The organism is Kribbella sp. NPDC006257 (assembly GCF_040613535.1).
Taxonomy (GTDB): Bacteria; Actinomycetota; Actinomycetes; order Propionibacteriales; family Kribbellaceae; genus Kribbella.
Genome location: NZ_JBEXSJ010000003.1, coordinates 47,485 through 72,877, shown reverse-complemented (window position 1 = coordinate 72,877; position 25,393 = coordinate 47,485). Strand labels below are relative to the sequence as shown.

Below are 25,393 nucleotides of genomic sequence, written 5' to 3'. Positions count from 1 at the left end.
TGTCCGTGCCGGAAATCAGCCGCGATAGCGGTCGACCAGCTCCTGGCCGAGCCGGGCCAACTCCGATTGAACAGCCGGCGGATCCAGTACTTCGATCATCCCGCCCCAGCCGGCCAGGTGCTGGGCGATCATCAGGGGAGTCGGCGCGGTGACCTCGATCTTGACCCGGCCTTCACCGGCCGGGCCGATCACCTCGCAGTGCCGGCCGAGGCGATCCTGCATCACGGAGAGGAAACGCTCCTCCATCAAGACTGTGGCCGTGAGCAACGACCGGTTCCGCTCCATCTGCTCCACGACATCGGCCCAGGCGGTGGCGAGGTCGAAGCCTGCCGGGCGTTCAGCGGGGTCGTCGGTGGGTTCTGCTTCGGTGATTCGCTCCACCCGGAAGGTGCGCTGGCCCTTGTCGGTCCCGGCGATCAGGTACCAGATGTCGTCCTTGTCGATGAGGCCGAGCGGCGAGACCAGCCTTTCGGACTCGGTTTGCCCGCGTCCGGCGTACCGGAGGCGCACTTTCACCCGGCGTACGACGGCCTCCTGGAGCCGCCGCACCATCTCGGGCCGCTCCTTCACGTGCTCTCCCCAGCGCGCCGGATCGATCACCACCGCTTCGGCCGCCGCCTCGGCATCCGCTCGGAAGGTGTCCGGCAGCGCGCGCACCAGCTTCCTCAACGCAGCTTTCGCCTCTGGTGCCACGGCGGCCGCAGGCCCAACCAGCAGGAAGAGCGCCTGAGCTTCACTCGCACTCAGCCCACTCAGATCCGTCCGCGCGCCGCCGAGCAACGACCATCCGCCACCGCGGCCCGGCTGCGGATAGACAGGAATCCCGGCCGTCGACAACGCCTCCAGATCGCGCCGTGCGGTAGCCACCGAGATCTCCAGCTCCCTGGCCAGTTCACCCGCCGTCACCCGTCCCCGCGACTGCATCAACAACAGCGTCGCCACCAACCGATCCGCCCGCATGCCCCCATCCTCCCAAACAAACTAGGCACCCGTTGAGCACTTATCGGGGAGGTTGACCTAGAGCGAGGTCTAGCTCCTAGTGTCGGCCGCAGGTCTTGCCGAACAAAGGAGCTGTTGGATGCGTTACCGCACGCTTGGTGCTACCGGGATCGAGGTCAGTACGCACTGTCTCGGCGCGATGATGTTCGGCGCGGTCGGCAATCCCGACCACGAGGACAGCGCCCGGATCATCCATGCCGCAATGGATCAGGGGATCAACTTCGTCGACACCGCCGACATGTACTCCAGCGGCGAGAGCGAAGAGATCGTCGGCAAGGCGCTGAAGGGCCGCCGCGACGACGTCGTGCTCGCCACCAAGGTGCACTTCCCGATGGGCGAAGGGCCCAACCGCGGCGGCAACTCGCGGCGCTGGATCGTCCACGAGGTCGAGCAGAGCCTGCGCCGACTCGATACCGATTGGATCGATCTCTATCAGATCCACCGGCCGGATCCACGGACCGACATCGAGGAGACGCTCTCCACGCTGACCGACCTGGTCAGCCAGGGAAAGATCCGCAGCTTCGGCTGCTCCACCTTCCCCGCCGAGGAGATCGTCGACGCGTACTACGTGGCGGAGCGTCGCGGGTTCGGCAAGTTCCGCACCGAGCAACCGCCGTACTCGATGGTCACCCGCGGCATCGAGCGTTCCCTGCTGCCGACCGCGCAACGGCTGAACATGGGCGTGCTGACCTGGAGCCCGCTGGCATCAGGCTTCCTGTCCGGGAAGGTGCGCAAGGATCAGCCGGTCGACCTGGCCTCGGGCCGGGCCGCGCTGACGCCGCACCGATTCGATCCGGCGCTTCCGGCGAACGCGTCGAAGTTCGAGGCGGTCGAGAAGCTGGTAGAAGTTGCCGAGGGCATCGGTCGCACGCTGCCCGAACTCGCGCTCGCCTTCGTCACCGCGCATCCGGCAGTGACGTCGGTGATCATCGGGCCGCGGACGATGGAACAGCTGGACGGCTTGCTCAAGGGCGCCGACCTGACGCTCGACGACGACGTACTGGACCGGATCGACGAGATCGTCCCGCCGGGTACCGACCTTCATCATTACCAGTCCGACGGGCTTTGGGAGTCGGCGGCGCTCACCGATCCCAGCAAGCGCCGTCGGCCGGTCGCGGAGCGCGCTGCCGCCTGAGTAGACAGCAGCCTTGTACGCCGATGTTGCGGCGAGGGCCGGCGTACAAGGCTGCCGTTCTAGTTAGCCGTTCTAGTCGGCGGCGACTACGGAGAACTCGTTGCCGTCGGGGTCGAGCAGCTGTACGTCGTCCACGCGGGTCGCGCCGAGTGCGACCAGGCGATCGATCTCCGCCTCCCGATCGCCGTCGGCGGCGAGCTCGTAGCACAGGCGGTTCTTCGCGGTCTTCTCGCGCACCGGCGGACCGCCCCAGCTGATCTTCGACCCGCCGTCGGGCGACTGGATCGCGGTCTCCTCGTCCTGGTCCCAGACCAGCGGCCAGTCCAGCGCCTTGCTCCAGAAGTACCCGACGGCTTGCGATCCGTCGGACGAGAACGCGCCGATCACGCCGGTGTTCGCCAGGAAGTTGTTCCCCGGCTCGATCACACAGAACTCGTTGCCCTCCGGGTCGGCGAGCACGATATGGCCCTCGTCCCCGGTCTGACCGATGTCGATGTGCTGCCCGCCGAGCTCGAGCGCCTTCGCCACTTTCGCCTGCTGGTCCTCGAGCGAGGCACTGGTCAGATCGAAGTGCATCTGGTTCGGCTCGGTCTTCTTCTCGTCGGTCGGAGTGAACCGGATCGCGAATTCGAGCTCGTCCCGCGGCGCCAGCGTCACCCCGTCGGCCGCCACCTCACGCCCCAGCACCCCAGCCCAGAACCGGGCCAGCCCAGACGGATCGTTCGCAGCAAAGCTCAACATCACCAACCGAGAAGTCATCCACCGACGCTAGGCGCTCCCTACCCGTCCCGCAAACCAAATAAAACTGTGTTAGTTAGTGGTGCGGAGTTGGGCGGCCTGGCGGATCAGGTGGACTTTTTCCAGGGCGTTGGTGGCTCGGTGGGCTGCTTCGGCGTAGGCGGTGGCGGCGGCCGGGCGGTCGCCGGCCAGTTCGTAGAGGTGGGCGCGGACGGCGTACCAGCGGTGGCGGTCGCCGAGGATCTCGCGGAGGCGGTCGGTTTCGCGGAGGCCGGCGGCTGGACCGAGGACATGGCCGACGGCGACTGCCCGGCCGAGGACGGCGGCGGGCGACAACCGGACGGGATCATCGGTGAGCGCGACCAAGTCGTCGTACCAGGCGAGGATCTGCGGCCAATCCGTCTCCTCGGCAGTCGCGGCGTCGTCGTGCAGGGCGGCGATCGCGGCCTCGATCTGGTACGGCCCTGGCTGCTCCAGAGCGAGTGCCGACTGCAGCACCCGCACGCCGTCGGCGATCTCGTCGGTGCGCCACAGACTGCGGTCCTGGCGATCGAGCGTGACGAGCCGACCCTCGGAGTCGAGCCGCGCGGGATGCCGGGCGTGGTTCAGCAGCATCAGCGCGAGCAACCCGCGCGCCTCCGGCTCGGCGGTGGCGAGATTGAGCTGCCGGGTGAGCCGGATCGCCTCGGCGGCCAGGTCGATCCGGCCCGCGTGCCCGGCGGTATAGATGAGGTAGAGCACCCGTAGTACGACGGCCAGATCGCCCGGCTGATCCAGCCGCCGCCCGCGCAGCGTGCGTTTGGCGCGACTGATCCGCTGCGCCATCGTTGCCTCCGGCACATAAAATGCGTCGGCGATCTCCCGTGTCGTGAGACCGCCGACCGCGCGCAGCGTCAGCGCCACCTGCGAGGCCGGCGCGAGATCGCGATGGCAGCAGCAGAAGAGCAGGAACAGCGTGTCGTCGCCGTCCTCGGTCGCGCCCGGCTGCGGTTCGTCGTACGTCGCCTCCTGGCGCCGCGTCCGCGCCATCTCGCTGCGCCGCGCGTCGACGAGCCGCCGGGTCGCGACCGTCGCCAGCCACCCGTGCGGATTGTTCGGCGGATTCGACGGCCAGACCCGGAGCGCCTCGATCAACGCCTCCTGCAGCGCATCCTCGGCGGCATCGAAATCCTCACCCCGCCGGACCAGCCCGGCCAGCACGCGCGGGACGAGGGCGCGCAGGGCACCCTCGTCCACCCGTTGCGGATCGCTCACGCGGTCTCCGTCACGACATGATCTCCCGTACGTCGATCCACTCGTACAGCGGTTCGCCGCCGGGACCCGGCTCCGACGACACGTACGCCGCGAGCTCGACCGCCCGCTCGTGGGAGTCGACGTCGATCATGTACCAGCCCGCCACCAGGTCGCTCGTCTCCGGCAGCGGCCCGTCGGTGGTCACCGGAGCCGCATCAGGACCGCCGTACCGGACCCAGGTCCGCTCCGGCGTCAGCGCCTGCGCGCCCACGTATTCGCCGTTCTCCTCGAGCAACTCGCTGACGTGCTTGAGGAACGCCATGTGCGCCTCGATGTCCTCCGGTGCCCACTGGTCAATCGGAGGCACCTTGCGGTGCTGCTCCGGGCCGCCACGGTAGTGCTTGAGAAGCAGGTACTTCGGCATCTTCGTCTCCAGGTGTCCTGAGCCGCGCCGATCGCGGCCTTCACCTGGTGAGCGGAGCCGACCGGCAGTTCTCGACATGGCAGCTTACTGTGCTAGCCGAGTTGGTCCCGGCGGCGCGTGAGATAGGCGAGCTCGGCGGTGTTCCCGGCGAGTTCGATGGCTTTGCCGTACGCCGTACGCGACTCCTGGCTGCGACCGAGCCGGCGGAGCAGGTCGGCACGCGCCACGTGGTACGCGTGATAGCCGGCCAGCTTCTCGTCGAGACGGTCGATCGCGGCCAGCGCCACCTCTGGCCCGTCGAGCTCGGCGACCGCGATGGCCCGGTTGAGGGCGACGATCGGCGAGGGGTCGAGCCGGACCAGCTGGTTGTACAGGGCAACGATCTGCGACCAGTCGGTGTCGCGGACGTCGCGGGCGTAGGTGTGCACGGCGTTGATCGCCGCGAGGATCTGATAGCGACCAGGCGCCACCCCGGCAGCCAGGCGCTCGCGGACCAATTGATGTCCCTCGGCGATCAATGCCGCGTCCCAGGATCCCCGGTCCTGCTCGTCGAGAGTGACCAGTTCACCGGTTCCCGACACCCTCGCCGTACGCCGTGCTTCGGTCAGCAGCATCAGCGCCAGCAACCCCGCCACCTCACCGTCGTCCGGCATGAGCGCGCGGATCAACCGAGTGAGCCGGATCGCCTCGGCCGTCAACTCGTGCCGTACGGGATCGCTGTCGGGGCCGGTCGCCAGGTACCCCTCGTTGAAGACGAGGAACAAGACAGCCAGCACTCCGCTGACGCGCGTCGGCAGGTCTTCGGCGGACGGCACCCGATACGGAATCCGGGCAGCCTTGATCTTCGCCTTCGCCCGGGTGATCCGCTGGCCCATCGCGGTCTCCTGCACCAGGAACGCGCGGGCGATCTCGGGAACGGTCAGCCCACCGACCATCCGGAGCGTGAGCGCCATCCGGGTCTCCATCGCGAGCGCCGGATGGCAACAGGTGAAGATCAGCCGGAGCCGCTCGTCCTCGATCGCGCCGACAGGCTCGGGCGGATCGTCGTCGTAGAACACCTGAGCCTCCTTCTGCTTGGCGTCGCGCTTGCTCTCCCGGCGCAGCCGGTCGATGGCTTTGTGATTGGCGGTGGTGGTCAGCCAGCCACCCGGATTCGGCGGTACGCCGTCCGCGGCCCACCGCTCGACGGCGGTCGCGAATGCCTCGGCCGCCGCTTCCTCGGCGATGTCCAGATCACCGAACCGGCGGGTCAGGGTCGCGACCACGCGGGCCCACTCCTCGTGGTGGGCCCGGGTGATCGCCGCTTCGACGTCACTCACGCTGTCAGGAACGGCCGGACCTCGACCTTCCGGTGACAGGCCTTCGACCCTTCGGCGGCCAGCTTGAGGACCACGTCGAGATCGGGCGCCTCGATGATCCAGAAGCCTGCCAGGTACTCCTTCGACTCCAGGAACGGACCGTCGGTGACGACCGCCTGGTCGCCTCTGTTGTCGATCGTGGTGGCCGCGTCCGTCGTACCGAGACCACCGGCGAAGACCCAGTAGCCCTCGGCCTGAAGGTGGTCGTTGAAGACGTCGATGGCAGCGTCCTCGCTCGGAGTGGCCCGGCCTGCGCCATCGTCGATCACGGAAATCAGATACTGCATCTCAGCTCAACTCCTGCTGTCCGGTGGTCCCTTTTACCTCTGTAACGAACGCGCCTGCCTCGATCCGACATCTGATCGCGAGAATTCTTTCAGCCATGCAGGGTCGGGTGGTAGACGAGCTCCTGGGTGTTGTTGTCGAAGGTCCGGCTTTCGAGCAGCTCGAGATCGAAATCGGCTCCGCCGGCCCAGATCGGGGTCCCTCCGGTCTTCCCTGTGATCACCGGGAAGACCGTCACCTGGACGCGGTCGACCAGACCGGCCGCCATCAGCGCGCGATTCAGCGACAGGCTCCCGTGCGAGCGCAACGGTACGTCGGACTCTTCCTTGAGCCGGGCAACGACCTCGACGGCATCGCCCGCCACGAGGGTCGCGTCCGGCCAGTCGAGTGGACCGTCGAGGGTGTTCGACACCACGAAGGTCGGCAGCTTCATCAGCTGGCTCACCCACGGATCGAACGCCTCGGGGTCGAGAGTCGATCGCAGCATCGCGAACGTCCGGTACATGTTCGCGCCGAAGACGATCCGCTGCTCCCCGCCGTACGCATCGGTCCGGGCCGCCAGAAACTCGGGCCCCTGCTTCCCCCAGTACCCACCCCAGTCCCCACCACCAGGCGTCCCGAAGCCGTCCAGTGTGGAAAACACGTCGAAGGTGTAAATGGCAGTCATCACGCTCTCCTCGACCTCAGCGCAGCGCCCCGCTGGCGCCTGCTCACTCGTACTACGAACGCCCCCAGCCGGATCCGACAGGCCTCCGGCGCCCCACCAGCCTGCCCCGGCCACCCCGACACCGACAGATACCAAAGTCGGTAGCCCAACATGACAACTGTCATCTCAGTCGAACAGGCAGGGGAGCAGTTCGAGTGGTGCGACGCTCGCCGGCGGGAACTGGGCCGGCGGATCGACGGAGCCTTCTTCGGTGCCGCGGAGGTGCGTGTTGATGAAGTGCTGGGTTCTGGTGAGGGCGGTGGCGCACTGGGCGGGGGAGAGGTGGCCGGCGGTGAGCGCGTCGGCCAGTTCTTCGAGGTCGAGGACGTGGTAGCGGTCGGCGCCGGGTGGGACGAGGAAGTCGACGTACAGGTCGTGGACAATGAGGCCGGCATCGGTGTGCTCGATCTCGACGACATCGACGTACCACCAACCTTCGACGGCGCCTTCGAAGACGACGGTTCTGGTCAGCTGGATGCCTTGGTCGAGTAACAGATAGCTGCGGTCGACAGTCGGCCGCCCGGCGACTTGGTACTCCGGAAGAATGCGTACGTCGTACGCGACAACCTCCCCGACCTGCCGCCCCGGACACCACTGCCCCGTGCGATGAAACACCTCAACAACGCGCATCCCCGAACTCTTTCACGTGGCAGCAACTGTCCAAGCCTCCATTTGATGGGTTCGTCGCTGCGACGATCGATGTCATGCACGAGAAGCTGATCGCGGCAGTGGACGACCTCGTCGGCAACATCCGGCTGCCGGGGGAGCAGGTCGACCACGCCGTACCGGCCAGTGAGGTCGGCGCTGGGAGTATCTCCGCCTGAACACCGAGGCAGGCCTGGCTCTCAATGCCGCCCTCCGCGAGAGAGCCCCGATCGCCCTATAGGTTGATGCTGAATTGAACGGACCTGCCGAGAGGGCCCACGAGTGACCACCGACTACGACACGTTCGCGGCCGCCTACGCCCGCGAGAACGAGTCCAGCCTCTTCAACGCGTACTACGAACGACCGGCGATGATCAACCTCGCTGGGGACGTCGCCGGCCACCGAGTGCTGGACGCAGGTTGTGGATCGGGCCCGCTGACTGCGGCACTGCGCGACAAGGGCGCCATCGTGACCGGCCTCGACCTGAGTGCCGGGATGCTAGAGCTGGCCCGGCAGAGGTTGGGTGCCGATGCAGACCTGCACGTCGGCGATCTCGGCCAACCACTTCAGTTCGACGACAACGCCTTCGATGACGTCGTCGCCTCGCTGTGTCTGCACTATCTGGAGGACTGGTCGGCGCCGCTTGCGGAGTTGCATCGCGTACTGCGGCCTGGCGGACGACTGATCTTGTCCGTGCCGCACCCGAGCGCCTACCTGGTGAACTACCCGGATCGCGACTACTTCGCCGTCACCCAATACTCGGAGACCTTCACCTTCGCGGGGCAGGAAGGAACCCTGACGTACTGGCACCGGCCGTTGCACGCCATGACCGACGCGTTCACGGAAGCAGGGTTCCGGATATCGGTGATCAGCGAACCGCCGTACGCCGCTGACACGCCCGCCGAGATTCTGCCGCCTGAACTGGAGAACGTCAGCGCGTTCGTGTGCTTCCTGTTCTTCGTTCTCGAAGCAGGGTGAGATCAGGCCAGCCAGGAGGCGTAGAAGATGCCGAGGCCGATCGCGACGAAGATTCCTGCGATGATCCAGAAGCGGATCACGACAGTGACCTCGTCCCATCCCAGGTGTTCGAAGTGGTGGTGGATGGGAGTGATCCGGAAGATCCGGCGTCCGGTGCCGGTGAGGCGCTTGGTCAGCTTGAAGTAACTCATCTGCGTCAGCACCGACAGGGTCTCGAGCACGAACAGTCCGGCGATGACTGCCATCAGGATCTCGGTACGCGACATGATCGCGAGCGCGGCCAGGGCGCCACCGATGGCGAGCGAGCCGACGTCGCCCATGATGATCCGGGCCGGCTTGGCGTTCCACCACAGGAAGCCGACACAGGCGGCGGCGATGGCGGCGGAGAACACCGCGAGGTCGAGCGGATCGCGCACCTGGTAACACTGTGCGCCCACCACGGTCGGCCGCGAGGAGCCGCACAGCTGGTTGTTCTGCCAGACATTCACGATCGTGTACGCGCCGAAGATCAACGCCGAACTCGCGGCGAGCAGCCCATCGGCGCCGTCGGTGAGGTTGGCGCCGTTGGAGGTCGCGGCCACGATGAACCAGATCAGCAGCAGAACCACCACCAGGGGAAGCTTGATACCCCAGTCGTGAGTAATGGAGAGGTACTGCGACGCCGGTTTGACCCCTCGATCGTTGGCGAAGAAGCTCGTCGCCAACACACCGAAAACCAGTGCGACCAACGTCTGACCAGCCATCTTCGCCCGACTGCTCAGACCCTGGTTGTTCTGGGTGTAGACCTTGATGAAGTCGTCGAGGAAACCGACAACTCCACAGCCCAGGAACAGCACCATCAGCAGCCAGGCGCTGGCGCTCGGCCGGTTGCCGGTCAAGAAGGTCGTCGCCAGGTACGCCGCGGTGGCGCTCACCAGGATCATCACGCCGCCCATCGTCGGCGTACCCCGCTTGACGTGATGCGTCGTCGGTCCGTCGACCCTGATCGGCTGGCCGAAGCCGTGCCGGGTGAACCAACCGACAGCGATCCGGGTCCCCAGCAACGAACAGACCATCGCGAGCGCGCCGCTCAGGAGAATTGCCCGCATGAAGTCCTCTCGGATGGTCGCTGCCCACGTCGAGCGGCCCATTCTGACCCATGAGCGGTCGAGCCTCATCAACCGGCAACCAGTTAGGGTCTGTCTCGTGGCGACGTCAGACGACTCACAGGCTTTGGATCCGAGCCGCCCGTGGCTCGAACTCGCTCCGCACTACGAGCGGGCCCGATCCAAGGAGGACTCGCTCGACCGGCTGGTCGAATGGCCGGCGCAGCGAGACCTACTGGGCGATGTCACCGGTCGATCAGTTCTGGATGCCGGTTGCGGCAACGGCGGCAAGCTCGCCGAGCTGGTCCTGGACGGTGCGGTTGATTCCGTAGGCGTCGACATCAGCGGCAACTTTCTCAGCACACCGCCGCCCGGCCTGGAGCTGATCCAAGGCGATCTCTCCGAGCTGGATTCCCTGCCGGAGCTTGCCGGTCGCCGATTCGACCGGATCATGTTCCTGCAGTCTTTCGGCTACGCGAAAGATCCCGTCCGCACCCTGAAAGCGGCGCGCGCAATGCTCGCCGACGACGGATTCATCCTGCTGACCAGGACGCAACCGATCCGCTACGCCGTCGAACAGTCCGAACAGAACGGGACATCACTGGGGGAGGAGTACTTCTCCAACGCCAAATTCTCCTACGTGAGCGGCTGGAACGACCAGATTGCCCTCACCAAACGGCGCTACACCATCTCCGACCTGCTCAACGAATTCAGCGCCGCAGGCCTGTGGATCGAGACCGCCGTCGAGCCCCAATTACCCGAAGAAGCCCGCCGCCGCTACCCCCACAAACAAGCCTGGATGAACAAACACCTAGGCATCCTGATCTTCAAACTCCGCGCCCACTGAGTAGTCACCCCAGAACCTCTGCGAGCAGCGTCTCGAGCTGTGGGAGGCGGCCGAACAGATCCGGAAGACCTCGTACGCCGTTGCGCACCGACTCATGTGACAACGCCAGGTCAGGACCTGTGCTCGCCTCGACGCCGGCCAGGCAACGGAGGATGTTCGACCTCGTATGCCCCAGCCACCCGCCGATCATGAACACGAACCAGCTCGGACCCGCCGGCGGCAGCGCTCCGCCTGCTGCGACGTACCCGTCAAGGACAGCACGGAAGCTGGTGCGCTCGATCCGCTCGAAGCCGGGGCCTTTGGAGAGGCTCAGCGCGGTCGAGCCGAGCTCACCGGACAAGTCGAGCAGCCCCGAGAGCTCCCAGTCGAGCACCACCGGGCGACCATCCCGAGCGAGCAGGTTCCACGGTTGGATGTCCTTGTGGGTCAGTACGACGGGGCCCGGGCGTTCGCAGGTGTCGACGAAATCGGCGATCGCGAGGAACGTCTCGACGTGAGCAGCGAGCTCGCCGGCCCACGGCTGTCCGGTCGCCACCGCCCGTTCGGCCAGCTCGGGCCAATCTTTGTACGCCGGATCGTCGGTCGCCGCCTCGGGCCACTCGACATCGAGCGCGTGCAGGCGCGCGAGAATCTCGCCGATCTCGAACCCGTACGCCGCCGAGACCGGTGCCTCGGGAACCTTCTCTCCCTCGACCCACCGGTGCACGAGCGTCCCATCGCCGGCCGCGATCGGCTCCGGCATCGGGATCCCGGCGGCAAAAGCGGCTCGCTCGAACCGGAACACCCGATCGAGCTGGTAGGCCGACCGGCGATCAGCAAGATTCAGTTCCTTCACCGCGAACGACCCCTGATCGGTGTCGAGCCGATACATCCGATTGGCAAACCCACCCTGAACGCGCACCACAGCCCCAACCGGCGTACCGAACTGCAAAAGATCCACGCCCCGCAAACTACCGGCGAGGGGGAGTGGGCGCAGCTCCGGCAAGAAAAGCGCTCGTTCCGTGGGGTTGAGGTCGATACGTTGATGTCTTGTCATCCGTTCTAAGGAGCAGTGCGATCAGCCAGTCACCGCCGTTCGTCGCCGATCCGGCGCTGCTGAGAACGCTGGCGGCCGCTGGTCTGCCGGCGACCGGGCGCTTTCTTCCGAAGGCCGGCTGGGTGAGCCGCGTCTGGGTCGGCGACGAATACGTCGTACGACTGAACAACGGACAGTTCCGCGACGCGTATCGCCACGAAGCTGCAGTCGTCAACCTGCTGGCCGGCAGCGAGGTCCCGCACGCCCGGCACCTTGCCCACGGCGACGGCCCAGACGGTCCGTGGTACATCTCCGAACGCCTGCCCGGCCGAGCCATGCACGAAGCGTGGCCGGCGGCGGCCTCGGACACGCGCCAAGCAATCATCGAAAGCCTCGGCGCTGCGTTGCGCGCCCTGCACCGCGTTCCGGTCCCGGCTGACCTGCTGCCGCCCTGGCTGGCCGACGCTCTCGCGGGCAAGCCGTGGCCTGCGTTTCACCCACCCGTAGTGAGCGCGGCGCTCCAGCAGGTCGAGGCTGCCCGGCGACTGCCCGGTCATGATTCGCGGCTGCTCTCCAATGTCGCCGATTGGATCCAGGAGCGACTGCCGTTGTTCGCCGCCGACGAACCCGCGCTCGTCCATGGTGATCTCCACGGATCCAACGTGATCGTCGACCAAGGACGCGTCACCGGTCTGGTCGACTTCGCCGAGGCACTGGCTCAGCCGGCGGATGCCGAGCTCGATACGATCCTGCGCTGGTGCGCCAAGGCGCGAGAGTACCCACCCACCCCCGACGGACGAGGGCTCGACAAGACCACACTCACCGAGGTGCCCGGATGGCTGCGCGGCGCGTATCCGGAGCTGTTCGAGCGCAAACATCTGCGTGAACGGTTGAACTTCTACGACATGTACGTCGAGCTCGCGCTGTACGCACATCACTCGCAGCCCGACGTCCGCGAATCGGCGCAACACCGCGTCGCCCGCCTGCTTTCCGGCCACAACCATCTGGATGAACTCGCCTGGTAGCTGGTCGCCGGGGGAGTAGGCACCCGCACGTCGCCCCGTTGACCGGGCAGGGGAGTGGGGCGCCACAAAGCTCGCCTGAGCAACCAACTCGCAGTACGAGAGGACCTTTGTCGGACGTCTCTGCTCTGATAGGCGAATGCACGAGGTCGTTATCGGAGCGCTCGTCACTGGCCGTCGGGTGCTGCTCGCCCACCGAAGTCCAAACAAGCGCGCGTACCCCGGCAGGTGGGATCTGCCAGGTGGAGTGGTCGAGACAGGCGAGTCTGAACTTGAGGCGCTCGCCAGGGAGCTAAACGAAGAGCTCGGTGTGAAGATCGCGGCGTCCTCGGTATCTCATCTGGGACGGGTGGAAGCTGGACCGGCTGAGGACCCGGCACACCTCAGTGCGTGGCTAGTCCGTGACTGGCAGGGATCACCAGCGAACGAGGCACCCGAAGAACACGAGGAGATTGGATGGTTCGACCTCGACGACCTTCCTACTCTCGCCCACCCGCTAATTCAGGTGGCCTTGGTGAAGGCGATGCAGGCGGACTGCGGCTAACCCTCAACGCCCTGTCTCCGGCAGATGCCAAGCGGCTAGTTGACATAATGTCCATTATCGGACATCCGGATAAGGCGTGCCGACCGACAGGAGGTAGCCGAAGGCAACTAGTGCACCCGAGCGCGAATCGGCCGTTCGTGTACACCGTGTCAAGGTGTACTACCTGTCCGTCCGCACATCTGCCAGGCTGACAACATGGCCGAGCCGATACGCGTGGTGAAGTACGACCCGGACTGGCCGCGACGATTCGCCGAGCTTGGAACGGCGTTCCGTACGGCGCTCGCCGGCGTGGCGCTCCGGATCGACCACATCGGTTCAACGGCGATACCAGGGCTCGCCGCGAAGCCAGTGATCGACGTACAGATCTCCGTAGCCGACCTGGAACCAGTTGAGCCGTTCAAGGTCCCGCTAGAGCAACTCGGCCTGGTCTATCGAGCCGACAACTCCGAACGCACCAAGCGCTACTTCCGCGAACCCGCATCCACGTACGCCGAGCAGGCTCCTTCTCCGAGCAGTTCGCCTTACTCTTCCGCGACTACTTGAGAACCCATCCCACCGATGAGCCGAGGCGGCTGAGAGGATTGGTTATGGCTGCTCGGATTCAGATCTCGGTTGCTGCGCTTGTGCGGGATGGGCTTGTGTTGCTGGTGCATCGCAGTCCATCGCGTCTGGTGTATCCGGATTGCTGGGATCTCGTCGGCGGGCATGTGGAGCCTGGCGAGGTTCCTCAGCAGGCTGTCCGTCGGGAATGCCTCGAGGAGATTGGTGTGGACATCCACGATCCGGTGCGGATCCCGAGGGTGGTCAGCGACTCGGCGCTCGAGATGCACACGTTCGTCGTCACGCGCTGGGACGGAGAACCTGTCAACGCTGCACCGGAGGAACACGACGATCTCCGGTGGTTTCGGCCCAGCGAACTCGCAGAGCTGAAGCTGGCTCACCCGACCAGTCTTCCGTCCCTCCTTTCTGGGCTCCCCCGGTGAAGACTGGCAGGAACCGGACATGGGTCAGCATCCGGAAGCTGATCGTCCGGAATGGTTTCTACAGTGCGGGGCATGGGAGAAATCGGGGCGGATTGGCGCCGGATCGATGGCGGTTCGACGCGCCTTCGCTGACTGACGGGGCGGCGCTGGCCGGGCGCATCGTCGAGTTATCGGCGGAGAGCTTGGTCGATCTGCGGGCGACAGGCTTGCGGGTACTCCTAGATTCGGATGAGTACGCCGAGGCGGTGTCGGCGGCTGCGCGGGATCTCGGGGTGGCCGCGAATCCTGCCGTGTTGCAGCAACTGAGCGTCGTGTTCGAGTCCGTAAACCCGTCTGATGTGCGGCATTTCTGGCAAGGCGTGCTCGACTATGCACCCGGGGCAGACGGCGGTTTGGCGGATCCGTTGCGCCGCGACCCCGGCGTACGGATCCGGCAATCGGCCGAGCCACGGCCGTTGCGAAACCGCATTCACCTCGATGTGGTGCGGCCGGCCGCGGCGGTCGAGCAGGCGAGTCCTGGTGAGCCATCGGGACCGTTCGGGGTCTGTCACAGAGACATCGACGGCAACGAGGTTGACCTGGTGCCGGGTGCGGAGTTCGGCGAAGGGATCGGGACCGCCGATTGGCAGGAAGTGTGGAGCGCGATGGCGAACTACCGCATCACCTCGCCGACCCAACAGCGTCACCTGGTCGCCGCTGTAGCGGCACGTGCGGACGACGCCGGCTTCCCATTTCTGATTGACCTGCGTCCCGGGCTCGTGATCATCGACAGCGGTAAGGATCAATGGGATCGCGACGCCCACGGCCTCGAGCTCGAATTCACCGACCTCGCCGCCGACCTGCAGATCGCTGCCCGCGAACTTGGGGCCACCGCTGATCCCGCGCTGCCACGCCTGTTTCAGCTCTTCCTTGATGCCGCGGACGTCGACGCGGTCCGCGCGTTCTGGATCGCCGCACTCGGCTACACCCCTGACCGGCGGGATGGGGTCAACGACATCCATGACCCACGGGAGCTCAGCCCGGTGTTTGTGTTCCAGGAGCTCGACGCTACGGAGACGGACCGTCGCCAGCGCAACCGCATCCACTTCGAGCTCGCCGTACCGTCAGATCTCGCGCAAACACGCCTGGCCACCATCGTCGCCGCCGGTGGCCAACTCCTCGGCAAGTCGGAGCACCGCTGGCAGCTTGCCGACCCAGAAAGCAACGAACTCGTCCTCCTCACCGAGGCCTGAGCCTCTCGATCGTCTTACCGCGACTGGCCGACCTGGATCACGGCCGGCAGGCGCCCAGAAAATGTCGGCGGGGCCTGCCAGGGTTGAGGGAATCGGGCGAACTCCTGGAGGGTTGGATGGCTGTGTCGTATCAGCTGGTGATCGACTGTCGCGAGCCTGAGCCGTTGGCTCGGTTCTGGGCGGAGGCGTTGCATTACGTGATCGAGCCGGCGCCGGAGGGATTCGACTCGTGGGACGACTTCTACCGGTCCATCGGTGTGCCAGAGGAGGAACTCGGTATCGGTGCGGACAGCATCGCGGATCCGAAGGGTGAAGGGCCGCGGATCTGGTTCCAGATCGTTCCTGACGAGAAGACGATCAAGAACCGCATCCATATCGACGTGAACGCGAGCGGTGGCCGCGGCTCGTCTCTCGACGTCAGGCGCGAACGCGTCGAGGCCGAGGCGGACAGGCTCGTCGCCCTCGGCGCCACCCGGCTGAGCACGCTCACCGAAGAAGGCCTGGATCATTACGCCGTCGCCATGACCGACCCGGAAGGAAACGAATTCGATATCAACTAGCGGGGCTTGACGGTGGGTGAGACGCTCTGGCGATGGACGTACGGCGGAGGCGGGTCACCGGGTGGTTGCTGGTTGGCGGAGCGCTGGCCGTCGTGTTCGGGCTGGTCGGTGCCGGAGTGGCGAAGGCTGGCAATGACCTGAGTTATGACGTGCTGGTGACTGAGGTCTCCGGGAGCGGGAAGCTGGCGAAATGCCGGTCGACCATGCTCATCGTCGATCGCAAGACCGGGGCAGAACTCCCCTGCGCCGGTACGCCGGAGGAAGGGTTCACCAAGGCCGAGCGGCAGGAGATCCTCGGGCAGGCGGCGACGTTGGCAGCCGATGGTCAGCTCGACGGCGCGGACGCTTTCAAGCTCAGCGAACTCGCCACCACGATCGGCCACCGGCACAGCGAAGAGGCGAACAATGTTCTCTCAGCGCTCTTCCTAGGGATTGCGGTGCTCGGCGGGGTGACTCTCATCGTCGGCATCGCCCGCAAAGTGCTGCAGATCCGCGCCTCCCGAGCCCATTGGCGCGACTGGCAGGGACGCCTCGGCCGCTGATCTCGCGCTGGGCTTACGTCGTACTCCGGTACGCGGTACTCCGGTACGCGGGCACGTCGTACTCCTGCACGCGGTGATCCGGGTGCGCCAGTACTCCGGAACGCGGTGATCCAGGTGCGCCAGTACTCCGGTACGACGGCAAGTGCTCGCTCCGGTAGTCGCGATCTCCCGGTTCCGACCGGCAGGTGCTGGAGCGGTTCACCGGCCGTACGACGTGCCGCGCCTGTGCGGCCGGCGTACCGGATGATCGAGTGGGCGGACAAGAGCTTCCGCACGTCTCGAGGTCAGCGGACCGAAGGGCTCCCCCAATAGGGGTCGGAGGGGCGATCTGGGGAAGCTTTGTCATGCATAATTGGCATTATGCATGACTGCTGAAACTCGTTGCTATTGGCAATCAATGCGCCGGCATCGGCAGTCGACGGGAATTGTCGGTGGGGTCCGGTAGACCTTGCTTATGAAGGTTCTCGCTGCTCAGGCGGCGTTCTTCGCGGCTCGGCGCCCGCGCAAGGACTCGCCGCACACCACCGCCGCTTACCGTCGCGACCTGGCCGGCATCACGGCCCTGCTCACCGGCGATCCCGAGAGCCTCGACGTCACCGATCTGACTCCGCAGTTGCTGCGCGACGCGTTCGGTGCGTTCGCCGACGACCACGCGAAGAGTTCCGTACTGCGTGCCTGGTCCACCTGGAACCAGTTCCTCACCTTCTGTGTGTCCGACGGTCTGCTGACCGGCAACCCGATGGGGGCGGTCGCCAGACCCAAGACCCCTCCCCTCTCCCCCAAGCCGCTGCGTGGCGAAGACACTCCGGAGAAGTTGCTCAAGGCAGCAGCCGACGGAGCACGGCGTACTCGCGACCCTTGGCCGGAGCGCGACGTGCTCGTCATCGCGCTCGGTCTCGTCGCGGGGCTCCGTTCGGCCGAGATGCGTACGCTGACGGCCGACTCCCTCGCCGGCCGCCCTGGCGAGATGCGGCTGCACATCCACGGCAAAGGCAGTCGCGATCGCTCGATCCCGGTCGAGCCGATCATGGAGAAGATCGTTGCCGCGTACGTCGAATCGTGCGCGCGCCGCTTTCCCCGCAAGCGTTTCGGCCGGTCGGTGAAGCTGCTGCTCGACCGCGAAGGTGAGCCGATCGGTCGCGGCGGACTCGAGTATCTGGTCAAGTCCTGCTACCGCTGGGCCGGACTCCACGACCGCGTACCGGTCGGTGCGAACCTGCACGCCCTGCGGCACACCTTCGCCACCCGCCTGGCCGAGGACGGTGCCACCGCGTCCGAGATCATGGCGCTCCTCGGGCACGCCAGCCTGGCGACCAGCCAGAACTACATCGAGGCAACCGGCCGCGAGCAACGTTCCGCCGCCGCCAGCAACCGCACCTACCGAACCCTGGACCGCATGGTCGACCCCTAACAACATCCGCCGCACCGATCAGCCACCTCAAGCCGGACTGCTCCGCCCTGCTCAGGACGGCGCCGCGCTGCTCAGGGGTGCTCCGTCTGTGCTGGGTGCTGCTCCAGAGCTACTCCGGGCTGGTTGGAATGCACTGTGCGGGTTGGCTCGGCCGCGCGCTGGATTGGGGCGGGCTGGGCCGCGCGCTGGGTTGGGGCGGGGTGTGCCGCGCGCTGGTTGGGCTGCTGCGAGTCGTGGGCGGGTGGGCTGGGCCCTGGTGTGCCGGCTGTGTTGGGAGGTGTCGGCTGGGCAGGTGGGCTTGAGCTCAGCCGGGGTGGTTTGCCCGATTGGACCTTCACTGGGAAGGCTTGGCGGGGAGAATGCCTAGATGGATGGGATCAGAGCTGACTTTTTGGACGTGTCTCGGATTGCTGCTGGGTTGCTGCGGGAGCCGCGGCTTGCGACCGTCTGGGGTGAGAGGAGCGCGTTGGCGGAGTTCAGCGTCGGTGGGCTCGCCGGGCATCTCGCGTATCAGGTGCTGGCGATTCCGCAGATCGTCCGCGAACCGATCCCGATGGAGCCGACGATCACGCTCCTCGAGCACTACGCGCGAGTGCAGTGGATCGACGCGAAGCTGGACGACGAGATCAGCGTCCGGATTCGCGCCGGTGGCGATCAACTCGCCGTCGACGGACCTCAAGCGCTCGCCGAGCAACTCGACGCCGCGATCCAGCAGCTGGAGAGCGATCTCTCGACGACGCCCGACCGCTCCGTACGGATCTCGCTGTGGGGTCCGTGGTCGCTCATGCTCGACGACATGCTCGTCACCCGGATGATGGAACTCGCGGTGCACTCCGACGACCTGGCCGTCAGCCTCGGCGTACCGACTCCAGCTTTTCCGGACAGTGCGATGCAGGTCGTCGTGGATCTGCTCACCAGGTTGGCCTTACGGCGCCACGGCCAGACCCCGGTACTACGGGCGCTCAGCCGCTCCGAGCGTTCCCCCGCGTCGATCGCCGCGTTCTGACGGGCTACTCTTCACCCCGCGCCATCCGCCTGATTCCGAGGAGCACGGAATGCCGAAGTACCGCCGCTTGGTCATCAAACTCTCCGGCCAGGCGATCGCCGGTTCGGCCGGGTTCGGGTTCGACAAGGAGCGGCTCAACCATCTCGCCCGGGAGGTGATCGCTGCTCGCGACACCGGTGTCGAGGTGGCTGTCGTCGTCGGTGGTGGGAACGTCTTCCGGGGGAACCGCGCCGAGGACTGGGGTATCGACCGGGTCGAGGCGGACAACATCGGCATGCTCGGCACGGTCATCAACGCTGTGCTGCTCCGCGGGAAACTCCACGAGCTCGGCGAATCCGACGTACGGCTGATGACAGCTCTCCCGATCAACAACCTCGCCGAACCGTACATCCGGCTGCGCGCTCTCCGGCATCTTGAGAAGGGCTCGATCGTCCTGCTCGGCTGCGGCAACGGCCAGCCGTTCACCACCACCGACTACCCCGCCGTCCAGCGCGCCGTCGAGCTTGATGCCGATGCGCTGCTGGTCGCGAAGAACGGCGCCGACGGCGTGTACGACGCCGATCCCAACAAGGTCCCGACCGCGCGTCGCTTCGACCACCTCACCTACCAGCAGGTGATCGACAAAGGCCTCGGCGTGATGGACCAGGCCGCCTTCATCCTCGCCCGCGACCACCACCTCCCCCTGCACGTCTTCGACATCGACCGCCCCGGCGCCGCAGCCGCCATCACCACCGGCTCCCCCATCGGCACCACCATCAGCTGACAACCACTGCGCGTGTACTCCGGTGGGTCGGCGCGCCGGCGACCCAAGCCGGCATCACCGAGCGCCGCTTCGACCTGCTGCGATCAGAAACCGTCAACCAGGCATCTTCTGGCGACCCGAGAACCCACAGAGAGCGCTTGGTGGGGTGCCGGTCTTCATCTCAGGGACGGTAGGTGCGGCCGCTCCGTTGGCGCACGACTCCAGGCGGAAAATGGGTTGGTGGGGTTTGGGTGGGTCTGTTGTACTCGGTGGGTACTTGTTGGTCTCTCAAAGGAGCGCAGTCGTGCGATCTCACTTCATGTCTGGACTGAGCGGAAAGTTCACCTGTTCAAAGGACATGGGGTTTGGTGCGAACACTCAATTTGGGGATTTTGGCGCATGTTGACGCGGGTAAGACGAGTCTGACCGAGCGGCTGCTGTTTGCGGCTGGGGTCATCGACGAGGTCGGGAGCGTTGATGAGGGGAGTACGCAGACCGATTCGCTCGCGCTGGAGCGGCAGCGTGGGATCACGATCAAGTCGGCTGTGGTGTCGTTCGCGATCGACGATGTGACGGTCAATCTGATCGATACGCCGGGGCACCCGGACTTCATTGCTGAGGTCGAGCGGGCGCTCGGCGTGCTCGATGGTGCTGTGCTGGTGGTGTCTGCCGTTGAAGGTGTGCAGGCGCAGACGCGGGTGTTGATGCGGACGTTGCAGCGGTTGCGGATTCCGACGCTGATCTTCGTCAACAAGCTCGATCGGGCCGGTGCGCGCAACGACGAGCTGGTGCGGAGTATCGGCGAGAAGCTGACCAGCGCGGTGCTCCCGATGGGGTCGACCAGCGGGCTCGGTACGCCGGGCGCCGGCTTCACGGCGTACGGGCGAGACGATGCGGGATTCACCTTTGCGATGGTCGATCTGCTGGCGGAGAACGACGATCAGTTGCTGGCGACCTATGTGGAGAACGAGAAAGCGCTCTCGTACGACGCTCTGCGGGCGAAGCTGGCCGAGCAGACGCAGCGGGCGCTGGTGCATCCGGTGTACTTCGGGTCTGCGATCACCGGGGCTGGTACGGACGAATTGATCGCAGGGATCCGGGAGTTGTTGCCGGCGACCGAGGGCGACAGCGACGGGCCGGTCGTGGGGTCGGTGTTCAAGGTGGAGCGTGGGCCGGCGGGCGAGAAGATCGCGTTCGTCCGGATGTTCTCCGGGGCGATCCGGACCCGGGACCGGCTGCGGTTCCAGGGTGATCAGGAGGCGAAGGTCACCGCGATCAGCGTGTTCGACAACGGGTCGACGCTGACCCGGACCGAGGTGTCGGCCGGCCAGATCGGCAAACTCTGGGGCCTCACCGCCATCCAGATCGGCGACGGTATAGGTGCCGTCAGCAACGGAACCGGGAGTGGGTACTTTGCGCCGCCGACGTTGGAGACGGTGATTGCGCCGGTGCGGGCGTCGGACAAGGGAAATTTGCAGGTCGCGCTCTCTCAGCTGGCCGAGCAGGATCCGTTGATCAATCTGCGGCAGGACGATCTTCGCCAGGAGACGTACGTGTCGCTCTACGGTGAGGTGCAGAAGGAGGTCATCCAGACCACGCTGGCCGGTGACTTCGGGATCGACGTCACCTTCCGCGAGTCGACGACCATCTGCATCGAGCGGCTGAACGGCACCGGTGCAGCAGCGGAATTCAAGCGCGTCGACCCGAACCCGTTCCTGGCCACCGTCGGGCTACGAGTCGAGCCGGCTCCGGTGAACTCCGGCGTGACGTTCCGGCTCGACGTGGAGCTCGGGTCAATGCCGTACGCGTTCATCAAGGCAGTCGAGGAAACCGTCCGCGAGACCCTGCAGCAAGGTCTCTACGGCTGGCAGATCCCCGACTGCACAGTGGTGATGACACACTCGGGCTACAACGCCAGGCAGAGTCACTCGCACGGCGTGTTCGACAAGAGCATGTCGAGCACCGCGGGCGACTTCCGCCTCCTCACCCCACTCGTACTGATGGACGCACTGAAGGAAGCCGGTACGACGGTCTTCGAACCGATGCATCGCTTCCAGTTGGAGATCCCGACCGACACAACCCGAGCTGTCCTGGCAGCGCTCTCCCGATTGCGGGCGATCCCGCAGATCCCCGCATTGGCAGCGACAACCTCGGTCCTCGAAGGCGACATCCCAGCGGCTGCTGTCTACAAACTCGAGCAGCAGTTGCCCGCCCTGACACGTGGCGAGGGCGTACTCGAGTCAGCCTTCGACCGGTACCACCCGGTCACCGGTTCGATCCCGACCCGAACCCGAACCGACCGCGACCCGCTCAACCGCCGCGAGTACCTACTACACGTCGTACGGCGGGTCTGAAGGAGCCCTGGGGGCGGGGCCACCAACCTCACCTCCAGGACGAGTCTTACTCAGTTGCCGCGAGGTAGGTCTCAACCGCGTCGGCTGCAGCGATCGGCCCGCCGGCCTCCCGCACGTGCGACGCCATCGCCGCCAGATTCTCCCGGATGGCAGCATCCGCAGCGACGACGTCGATCGTGCTCCGCAGGCTCTCCGGTGACAGATCCGTGATCGTCCGGCCGAGACCGAGCTCCGCCACCCGGCCGGCGTTCGCCTGCTGCTCCGCCGTCTGCGGGAAGGTTGCCAACGGCACCTGGTTGAGCAGCGCCTCCATCACCGAGTTCATCCCGGCATGCGACAGGAACGCCTTGGCATGCTGCAGTACGACGGGTTGCGGGAAATACGTCCGTACGTCGAAATTCGCCGGGATCTCGCCGAGATCTTCGCGCCGCACCTGCTCCCCGATCGCCATCGCCACCCGCCACTCACTCCCGGCGAACGCCTTCGCACAGTTGGCGAAGAAGTCCGGCCGGTCGTTCACCGCCGTACCGAGTGACACGAACAGCACCGGCGCCCCGTCCGTCGGCGGCTCCCAATCGGACGTCTCCGGACGCGCCCCGACGGACGGCCCGACGAAGTGGAAGGACGAGTCGAACGTCTCCCCCGCGATCTGGAACGCGCGTGGGATGAACACCAGGTTGAGCGGTGCGGCCGTCCCGGTCGGCGCCACCTTGTCCACCGGTACGCCGAAGTCGTGGGCGAACGCGGCGCGCGCGGCCAGGAACTCCTGGAACTTCGGATGGGTCGGGTCGAAGTTCGCCGGCACCACCGCGTCGCGCAGGTTGAAGTGCTCGTTGCCGGCGAAGTTGGGCACCGTGGTGGCTTCGCGCAGGCCGAGTCGCTCGGCCATCATCGGACCGAGGAACGTCATCATGTCGTAGCAGAACAGATCCGGCCGGTCGTTCGTCAGCCAGCTTTCCACCGCAGGCAACACCCGTCGCATGCTCTCGACGAAGAACAGCAGCATCGTCGAGAGGTCTTCGGTGGTCTGGCCGTCGCGGGAAACCGTCAGCGTCTTCGGAATCCAGTCCAGCACCACGGCCTCGGCGCCGGCGGCTTCGACCGTCTCCTTGAACGCGGGCCCGGTCGCATAGCTGACCCGGTGCCCGCGTCGTACCAGTTCGGCCACCAGCGGCAGCGTCGGGTTGATGTGCCCGGAGGCCGGAATCGTCAAGAACGCAATGTGCTCACCCATAGATCACCCATCCTCCTGGCGACCTGGCGTCCCGCCAACCGAGTTTGCCCGATCAGGCATCTCTGGCGAGGATGATCGAGAGTGGCGCGAAGCCTCGGCTCTGGTAGAGCGCGATCGCGGCGGCGTTGGCCGAGTACGCCGTCACCTGCAGCCGTGATGCTCCGCGGGTCTGAGCCCACTCGACGAACGCATCGACCAGGCTCCCGCCGACGCCGTGGCCACGGAGTTGCGGTTGGACGTACATGCTGACCAACTCCGCCCGGGGAGCGGTCCACATGTCCGAAGGATCGGAAAGCATCCCGACGAGGTGCCCGCCGATCCCCGAGGGTCCGTCGGCCACCAGAACAAGCGTCTGAGGATCCGCCAGCAACTCACGGCACCACTTCTCTCCGTGCTGCGCCGGCCAATCGAGGTTCCGCAGTGGATCGCGCTCTCCCGCGTCCTCGGCGAACAAGGCCGCGCTCGAGGCGACCACCGCATCCAGATCATCGATCGACGCCGCCCTGATCTCCATCAGGCCAAGGTAGCCCCGCCCCGGGTCCCGACGACGGTATCGTCGTCCTTGGTCCCGACGACGGTGGCGCCGTTGGTCCCGATGACGACGGTCGCGCCGTACTCCGGTTCGCTGATCACCCGGGCCGCCAAGCCGTCACCCTCGAAGATCGCCACCGCAGTCGCCGACTGGTCTTCGCTGGTCTCGACCAGAACATGCCCTCCCGGCACGAGCCAGGAACCCGCTTCGGCACTGACCCGTCGCAGGATCCCGAGCCCGTCCGCTCCCCCGTCGAGCGTCACCAGCGGCTCGTGCAAACGCGCTTCCGCGGGCAGCAGCCGCACCTCATCGCTCGGCACGTACGGAACATTCGCCAGCAGAACGTCCACCCGTCCTTTCAATGCCGAGGGCAACGGCTCGAACAGATCGCCCTCGAACACCCGGCCGCCCACGCCCGACACATTCCGCCGGGCACACCGAACCGCAGCCGCCTCCACATCGGCGGCGTACAACTCCACCGCCATACCAGCAGACGCCACTGCAACCCCCAACGCCCCAGACCCACAACACAAATCCAGTACTACGGCGCGCTCCCCTGCAGCTGGACTCGACGGAAGCAGCGCGATCGCCTCGGCCGCGAGGATCTCCGTACGCCGTCGAGGCACGAAGACCCCAGGGTCGACCTCGATCCGCAACCCACAAAACGACGCCCAGCCGACCACATGCTCCAGCGGAAGACCGCTCACCCGCTGCTCCACCATCCGCGCGAGCTCGACGTCGTCGCGAGCGCTCGACATCAGCAGGTCGGCCTCGTCCTCGGCAAACACACAACCTGCAGCACGAAGGGTGACAACCAGATCGGTCGTGTCAGGCAAAGGCGTTTACTCCGGTGAGGTCTGCTGAGATGGTCCAGAGGCGGGCGGCGGAGTCGGGGTTGATTGCGTAGGAGCGTACGCCGGGTGCGTCGTCGTCCGATACCGGGGCGATGTCGCAGTCCTCGCAGAACACCCCGCCGAGACCATCGAGCTGCGGCGACGTCGCCGCCCACACCTGCGTCGCAGCACCCTGCTCAGGCGTCTTGAACAGCTCGTTGAACTCGCCGGTCTCCTCGTCGATCCAGCCGAATGCGACCATCTCCTCGCGCGGCAGATGCCGCTGCAGCGGCGTCATGATCCCGCCCGGGTGCAACGCGAACGCCCGGACGCCGGAATCCTTGCCCAAAGCATCCAACTGGACTGCGAACAGCACGTTGGCCGTCTTCGCCTGCCCGTACGCCGTCCACTTCTCGTATTCCTTCTCGAACTGCAGATCGTCCCACCGGATGTCCGATCGCCGGTGCCCCGTCGACGACACCGAGACCACCCGGCCGCCACCGTCGGCCGCGATCGCCGGCCACAGCCGGTTCACCAGCGCGAAGTGCCCGAGGTGGTTGGTCGCGAACTGCGCCTCCCAGCCCGGACCGACCCGGGTCTCCGGGCACGCCATGATCCCGGCGTTGTCGATCACCAGATCGAGGCTCCGCCCGGAGGCGAGAAACCGCTCGGCGAACGAGCGCACGCTCTCCAGATCAGCCAGGTCCAGCGTCTCGATCTCGACGTTCTCCACGCCAGAGAGCGCTTCCTCAGCAGTCGCGGGCCGACGAGCCGGTACGACGACGCGCGCGCCCGCCTTCACCAGAGCCTTGGTCGTCTCCAGCCCGATCCCGGAGTAGCCGCCGGTCACCAGCGCGAGCTTCCCGGTCAGATCGATTCCCGCGAGCACGTCGTCCGCAGTACTCCGATAGCCGAATCCCGACCCGAGCTTCTCCTGTGCAGTCATGTCC

Annotated in this window: 28 protein-coding genes; 14 read left to right on the top strand and 14 right to left on the bottom strand. The window is 66.3% G+C overall.

Features of this window, described 5'->3' with window-relative positions; all coding sequences use genetic code 11:
* Positions 1-15: 15 nt before the first annotated feature.
* Positions 16-960 carry a WYL domain-containing protein gene (locus ABZ004_RS04640; RefSeq protein WP_355678387.1) on the bottom strand — a complete coding sequence of 315 codons (945 nt, stop codon included), beginning with the start codon at positions 958-960 and terminating at the stop codon, positions 16-18.
* A 118-nt stretch (positions 961-1,078) separates the two neighbouring features.
* Between ABZ004_RS04640 and ABZ004_RS04635 the strand changes: the two genes are divergently transcribed.
* Positions 1,079-2,134 carry an aldo/keto reductase gene (locus ABZ004_RS04635; protein ID WP_355678386.1) on the top strand — a complete coding sequence of 352 codons (1,056 nt, stop codon included), beginning with the start codon at positions 1,079-1,081 and terminating at the stop codon, positions 2,132-2,134.
* Between the two features lie 72 nt (positions 2,135-2,206).
* On the opposite strand, the gene ABZ004_RS04630 is transcribed toward ABZ004_RS04635, so the two are convergent.
* From ABZ004_RS04630 to ABZ004_RS04600, 7 genes are all read right to left on the bottom strand, one after another.
* A complete protein-coding gene (locus ABZ004_RS04630; protein WP_355678385.1) occupies positions 2,207-2,893 on the bottom strand; it encodes a VOC family protein in 687 nt (228 codons plus the stop codon).
* Between the two features lie 51 nt (positions 2,894-2,944).
* Positions 2,945-4,126 (bottom strand): sigma-70 family RNA polymerase sigma factor, encoded by a 1,182-nt coding sequence (locus tag ABZ004_RS04625; protein WP_355678384.1) that lies wholly within the window; start codon positions 4,124-4,126, stop codon positions 2,945-2,947.
* Between the two features lie 10 nt (positions 4,127-4,136).
* On the bottom strand, positions 4,137-4,607 hold the full coding sequence (locus tag ABZ004_RS04620; protein ID WP_355678383.1) for a hypothetical protein: 471 nt from the start codon (positions 4,605-4,607) through the stop codon (positions 4,137-4,139).
* A 14-nt stretch (positions 4,608-4,621) separates the two neighbouring features.
* Complete coding sequence (locus tag ABZ004_RS04615) at positions 4,622-5,848, bottom strand: DUF6596 domain-containing protein (protein WP_355678382.1); 1,227 nt, start codon at positions 5,846-5,848, stop codon at positions 4,622-4,624.
* Positions 5,845-6,174: a YciI family protein gene (locus ABZ004_RS04610; protein WP_355678381.1), complete on the bottom strand. Its 330-nt coding sequence runs from the start codon at positions 6,172-6,174 to the stop codon at positions 5,845-5,847. The genes ABZ004_RS04615 and ABZ004_RS04610 overlap by 4 nt, the downstream gene beginning before the upstream one ends.
* Before the next feature lie 89 nt (positions 6,175-6,263).
* The gene (locus tag ABZ004_RS04605) at positions 6,264-6,839 is read right to left on the bottom strand and encodes a dihydrofolate reductase family protein (protein WP_355678380.1); all 576 of its coding nucleotides are present in this window, start codon (positions 6,837-6,839) and stop codon (positions 6,264-6,266) included.
* A gap of 165 nt (positions 6,840-7,004) precedes the next feature.
* Positions 7,005-7,508 (bottom strand): DUF402 domain-containing protein, encoded by a 504-nt coding sequence (locus ABZ004_RS04600; RefSeq protein WP_355678379.1) that lies wholly within the window; start codon positions 7,506-7,508, stop codon positions 7,005-7,007.
* Between the two features lie 297 nt (positions 7,509-7,805).
* On the opposite strand from ABZ004_RS04600, the gene ABZ004_RS04595 reads away from it, so the two are divergent.
* Complete coding sequence (locus ABZ004_RS04595) at positions 7,806-8,501, top strand: methyltransferase domain-containing protein (RefSeq protein WP_355678378.1); 696 nt, start codon at positions 7,806-7,808, stop codon at positions 8,499-8,501.
* Between the two features lie 2 nt (positions 8,502-8,503).
* Here the strand turns inward: ABZ004_RS04595 and mraY are convergent, their stop codons facing one another.
* A complete protein-coding gene (gene mraY / locus ABZ004_RS04590; RefSeq protein WP_355678377.1) occupies positions 8,504-9,589 on the bottom strand; it encodes a phospho-N-acetylmuramoyl-pentapeptide-transferase in 1,086 nt (361 codons plus the stop codon).
* Between the two features lie 97 nt (positions 9,590-9,686).
* Here mraY and ABZ004_RS04585 point away from each other — a divergent pair, with 97 nt between their 5' ends.
* A complete protein-coding gene (locus ABZ004_RS04585; protein ID WP_355678376.1) occupies positions 9,687-10,433 on the top strand; it encodes a class I SAM-dependent methyltransferase in 747 nt (248 codons plus the stop codon).
* A gap of 4 nt (positions 10,434-10,437) precedes the next feature.
* Here ABZ004_RS04585 and ABZ004_RS04580 read toward each other — a convergent pair whose 3' ends face one another.
* A complete protein-coding gene (locus tag ABZ004_RS04580) occupies positions 10,438-11,373 on the bottom strand; it encodes a phosphotransferase (RefSeq protein WP_355678375.1) in 936 nt (311 codons plus the stop codon).
* A gap of 89 nt (positions 11,374-11,462) precedes the next feature.
* Here ABZ004_RS04580 and ABZ004_RS04575 point away from each other — a divergent pair, with 89 nt between their 5' ends.
* The 11 genes from ABZ004_RS04575 (at position 11,463) to ABZ004_RS04525 (ending at position 21,844) form a co-directional block, all read left to right on the top strand.
* The gene (locus ABZ004_RS04575; RefSeq protein ID WP_355678374.1) at positions 11,463-12,473 is read left to right on the top strand and encodes a phosphotransferase; all 1,011 of its coding nucleotides are present in this window, start codon (positions 11,463-11,465) and stop codon (positions 12,471-12,473) included.
* A 136-nt stretch (positions 12,474-12,609) separates the two neighbouring features.
* Positions 12,610-13,014, top strand: coding sequence for an NUDIX domain-containing protein (locus tag ABZ004_RS04570; RefSeq protein WP_355678373.1), 405 nt, complete (start codon positions 12,610-12,612; stop codon positions 13,012-13,014).
* A gap of 195 nt (positions 13,015-13,209) precedes the next feature.
* The gene (locus ABZ004_RS04565) at positions 13,210-13,557 is read left to right on the top strand and encodes a GrpB family protein (protein ID WP_355678372.1); all 348 of its coding nucleotides are present in this window, start codon (positions 13,210-13,212) and stop codon (positions 13,555-13,557) included.
* Positions 13,558-13,601: 44 nt separating this feature from the next.
* Positions 13,602-13,997: an NUDIX domain-containing protein gene (locus ABZ004_RS04560; RefSeq protein ID WP_355678371.1), complete on the top strand. Its 396-nt coding sequence runs from the start codon at positions 13,602-13,604 to the stop codon at positions 13,995-13,997.
* Positions 13,994-15,229 (top strand): VOC family protein, encoded by a 1,236-nt coding sequence (locus tag ABZ004_RS04555; RefSeq protein ID WP_355678370.1) that lies wholly within the window; start codon positions 13,994-13,996, stop codon positions 15,227-15,229. Before ABZ004_RS04560 ends, ABZ004_RS04555 begins: the two co-directional genes overlap by 4 nt.
* A gap of 116 nt (positions 15,230-15,345) precedes the next feature.
* Positions 15,346-15,789, top strand: a complete 444-nt coding sequence (locus ABZ004_RS04550) for a VOC family protein (RefSeq protein ID WP_355678369.1) — start codon at positions 15,346-15,348, stop codon at positions 15,787-15,789.
* 32 nt (positions 15,790-15,821) lie between these two features.
* Entirely contained in the window at positions 15,822-16,331 is a 510-nt protein-coding gene (locus tag ABZ004_RS04545; RefSeq protein WP_355678368.1) for a hypothetical protein, read from the top strand.
* A 454-nt stretch (positions 16,332-16,785) separates the two neighbouring features.
* On the top strand, positions 16,786-17,742 hold the full coding sequence (locus ABZ004_RS04540) for a tyrosine-type recombinase/integrase (RefSeq protein ID WP_355678367.1): 957 nt from the start codon (positions 16,786-16,788) through the stop codon (positions 17,740-17,742).
* A 397-nt stretch (positions 17,743-18,139) separates the two neighbouring features.
* Entirely contained in the window at positions 18,140-18,748 is a 609-nt protein-coding gene (locus tag ABZ004_RS04535; RefSeq protein WP_355678366.1) for a maleylpyruvate isomerase N-terminal domain-containing protein, read from the top strand.
* A 49-nt stretch (positions 18,749-18,797) separates the two neighbouring features.
* A complete protein-coding gene (gene pyrH, locus ABZ004_RS04530) occupies positions 18,798-19,511 on the top strand; it encodes a UMP kinase (protein ID WP_355678365.1) in 714 nt (237 codons plus the stop codon).
* A gap of 347 nt (positions 19,512-19,858) precedes the next feature.
* Positions 19,859-21,844, top strand: a complete 1,986-nt coding sequence (locus ABZ004_RS04525; RefSeq protein WP_355678364.1) for a translation factor GTPase family protein — start codon at positions 19,859-19,861, stop codon at positions 21,842-21,844.
* 46 nt (positions 21,845-21,890) lie between these two features.
* On the opposite strand, the gene ABZ004_RS04520 is transcribed toward ABZ004_RS04525, so the two are convergent.
* The 4 genes from ABZ004_RS04520 to ABZ004_RS04505 are packed head-to-tail and all read right to left on the bottom strand — an operon-like array spanning position 21,891 to position 25,389.
* A complete protein-coding gene (locus tag ABZ004_RS04520) occupies positions 21,891-23,078 on the bottom strand; it encodes a macrolide family glycosyltransferase (protein ID WP_355678363.1) in 1,188 nt (395 codons plus the stop codon).
* 52 nt (positions 23,079-23,130) lie between these two features.
* Complete coding sequence (locus ABZ004_RS04515) at positions 23,131-23,592, bottom strand: GNAT family N-acetyltransferase (protein WP_355678362.1); 462 nt, start codon at positions 23,590-23,592, stop codon at positions 23,131-23,133.
* A complete protein-coding gene (locus ABZ004_RS04510; RefSeq protein WP_355678361.1) occupies positions 23,592-24,446 on the bottom strand; it encodes a putative protein N(5)-glutamine methyltransferase in 855 nt (284 codons plus the stop codon). The genes ABZ004_RS04515 and ABZ004_RS04510 overlap by 1 nt, the downstream gene beginning before the upstream one ends.
* Positions 24,439-25,389, bottom strand: a complete 951-nt coding sequence (locus ABZ004_RS04505; RefSeq protein WP_355678360.1) for an SDR family NAD(P)-dependent oxidoreductase — start codon at positions 25,387-25,389, stop codon at positions 24,439-24,441. Before ABZ004_RS04505 ends, ABZ004_RS04510 begins: the two co-directional genes overlap by 8 nt.
* Positions 25,390-25,393: the final 4 nt, after the last annotated feature.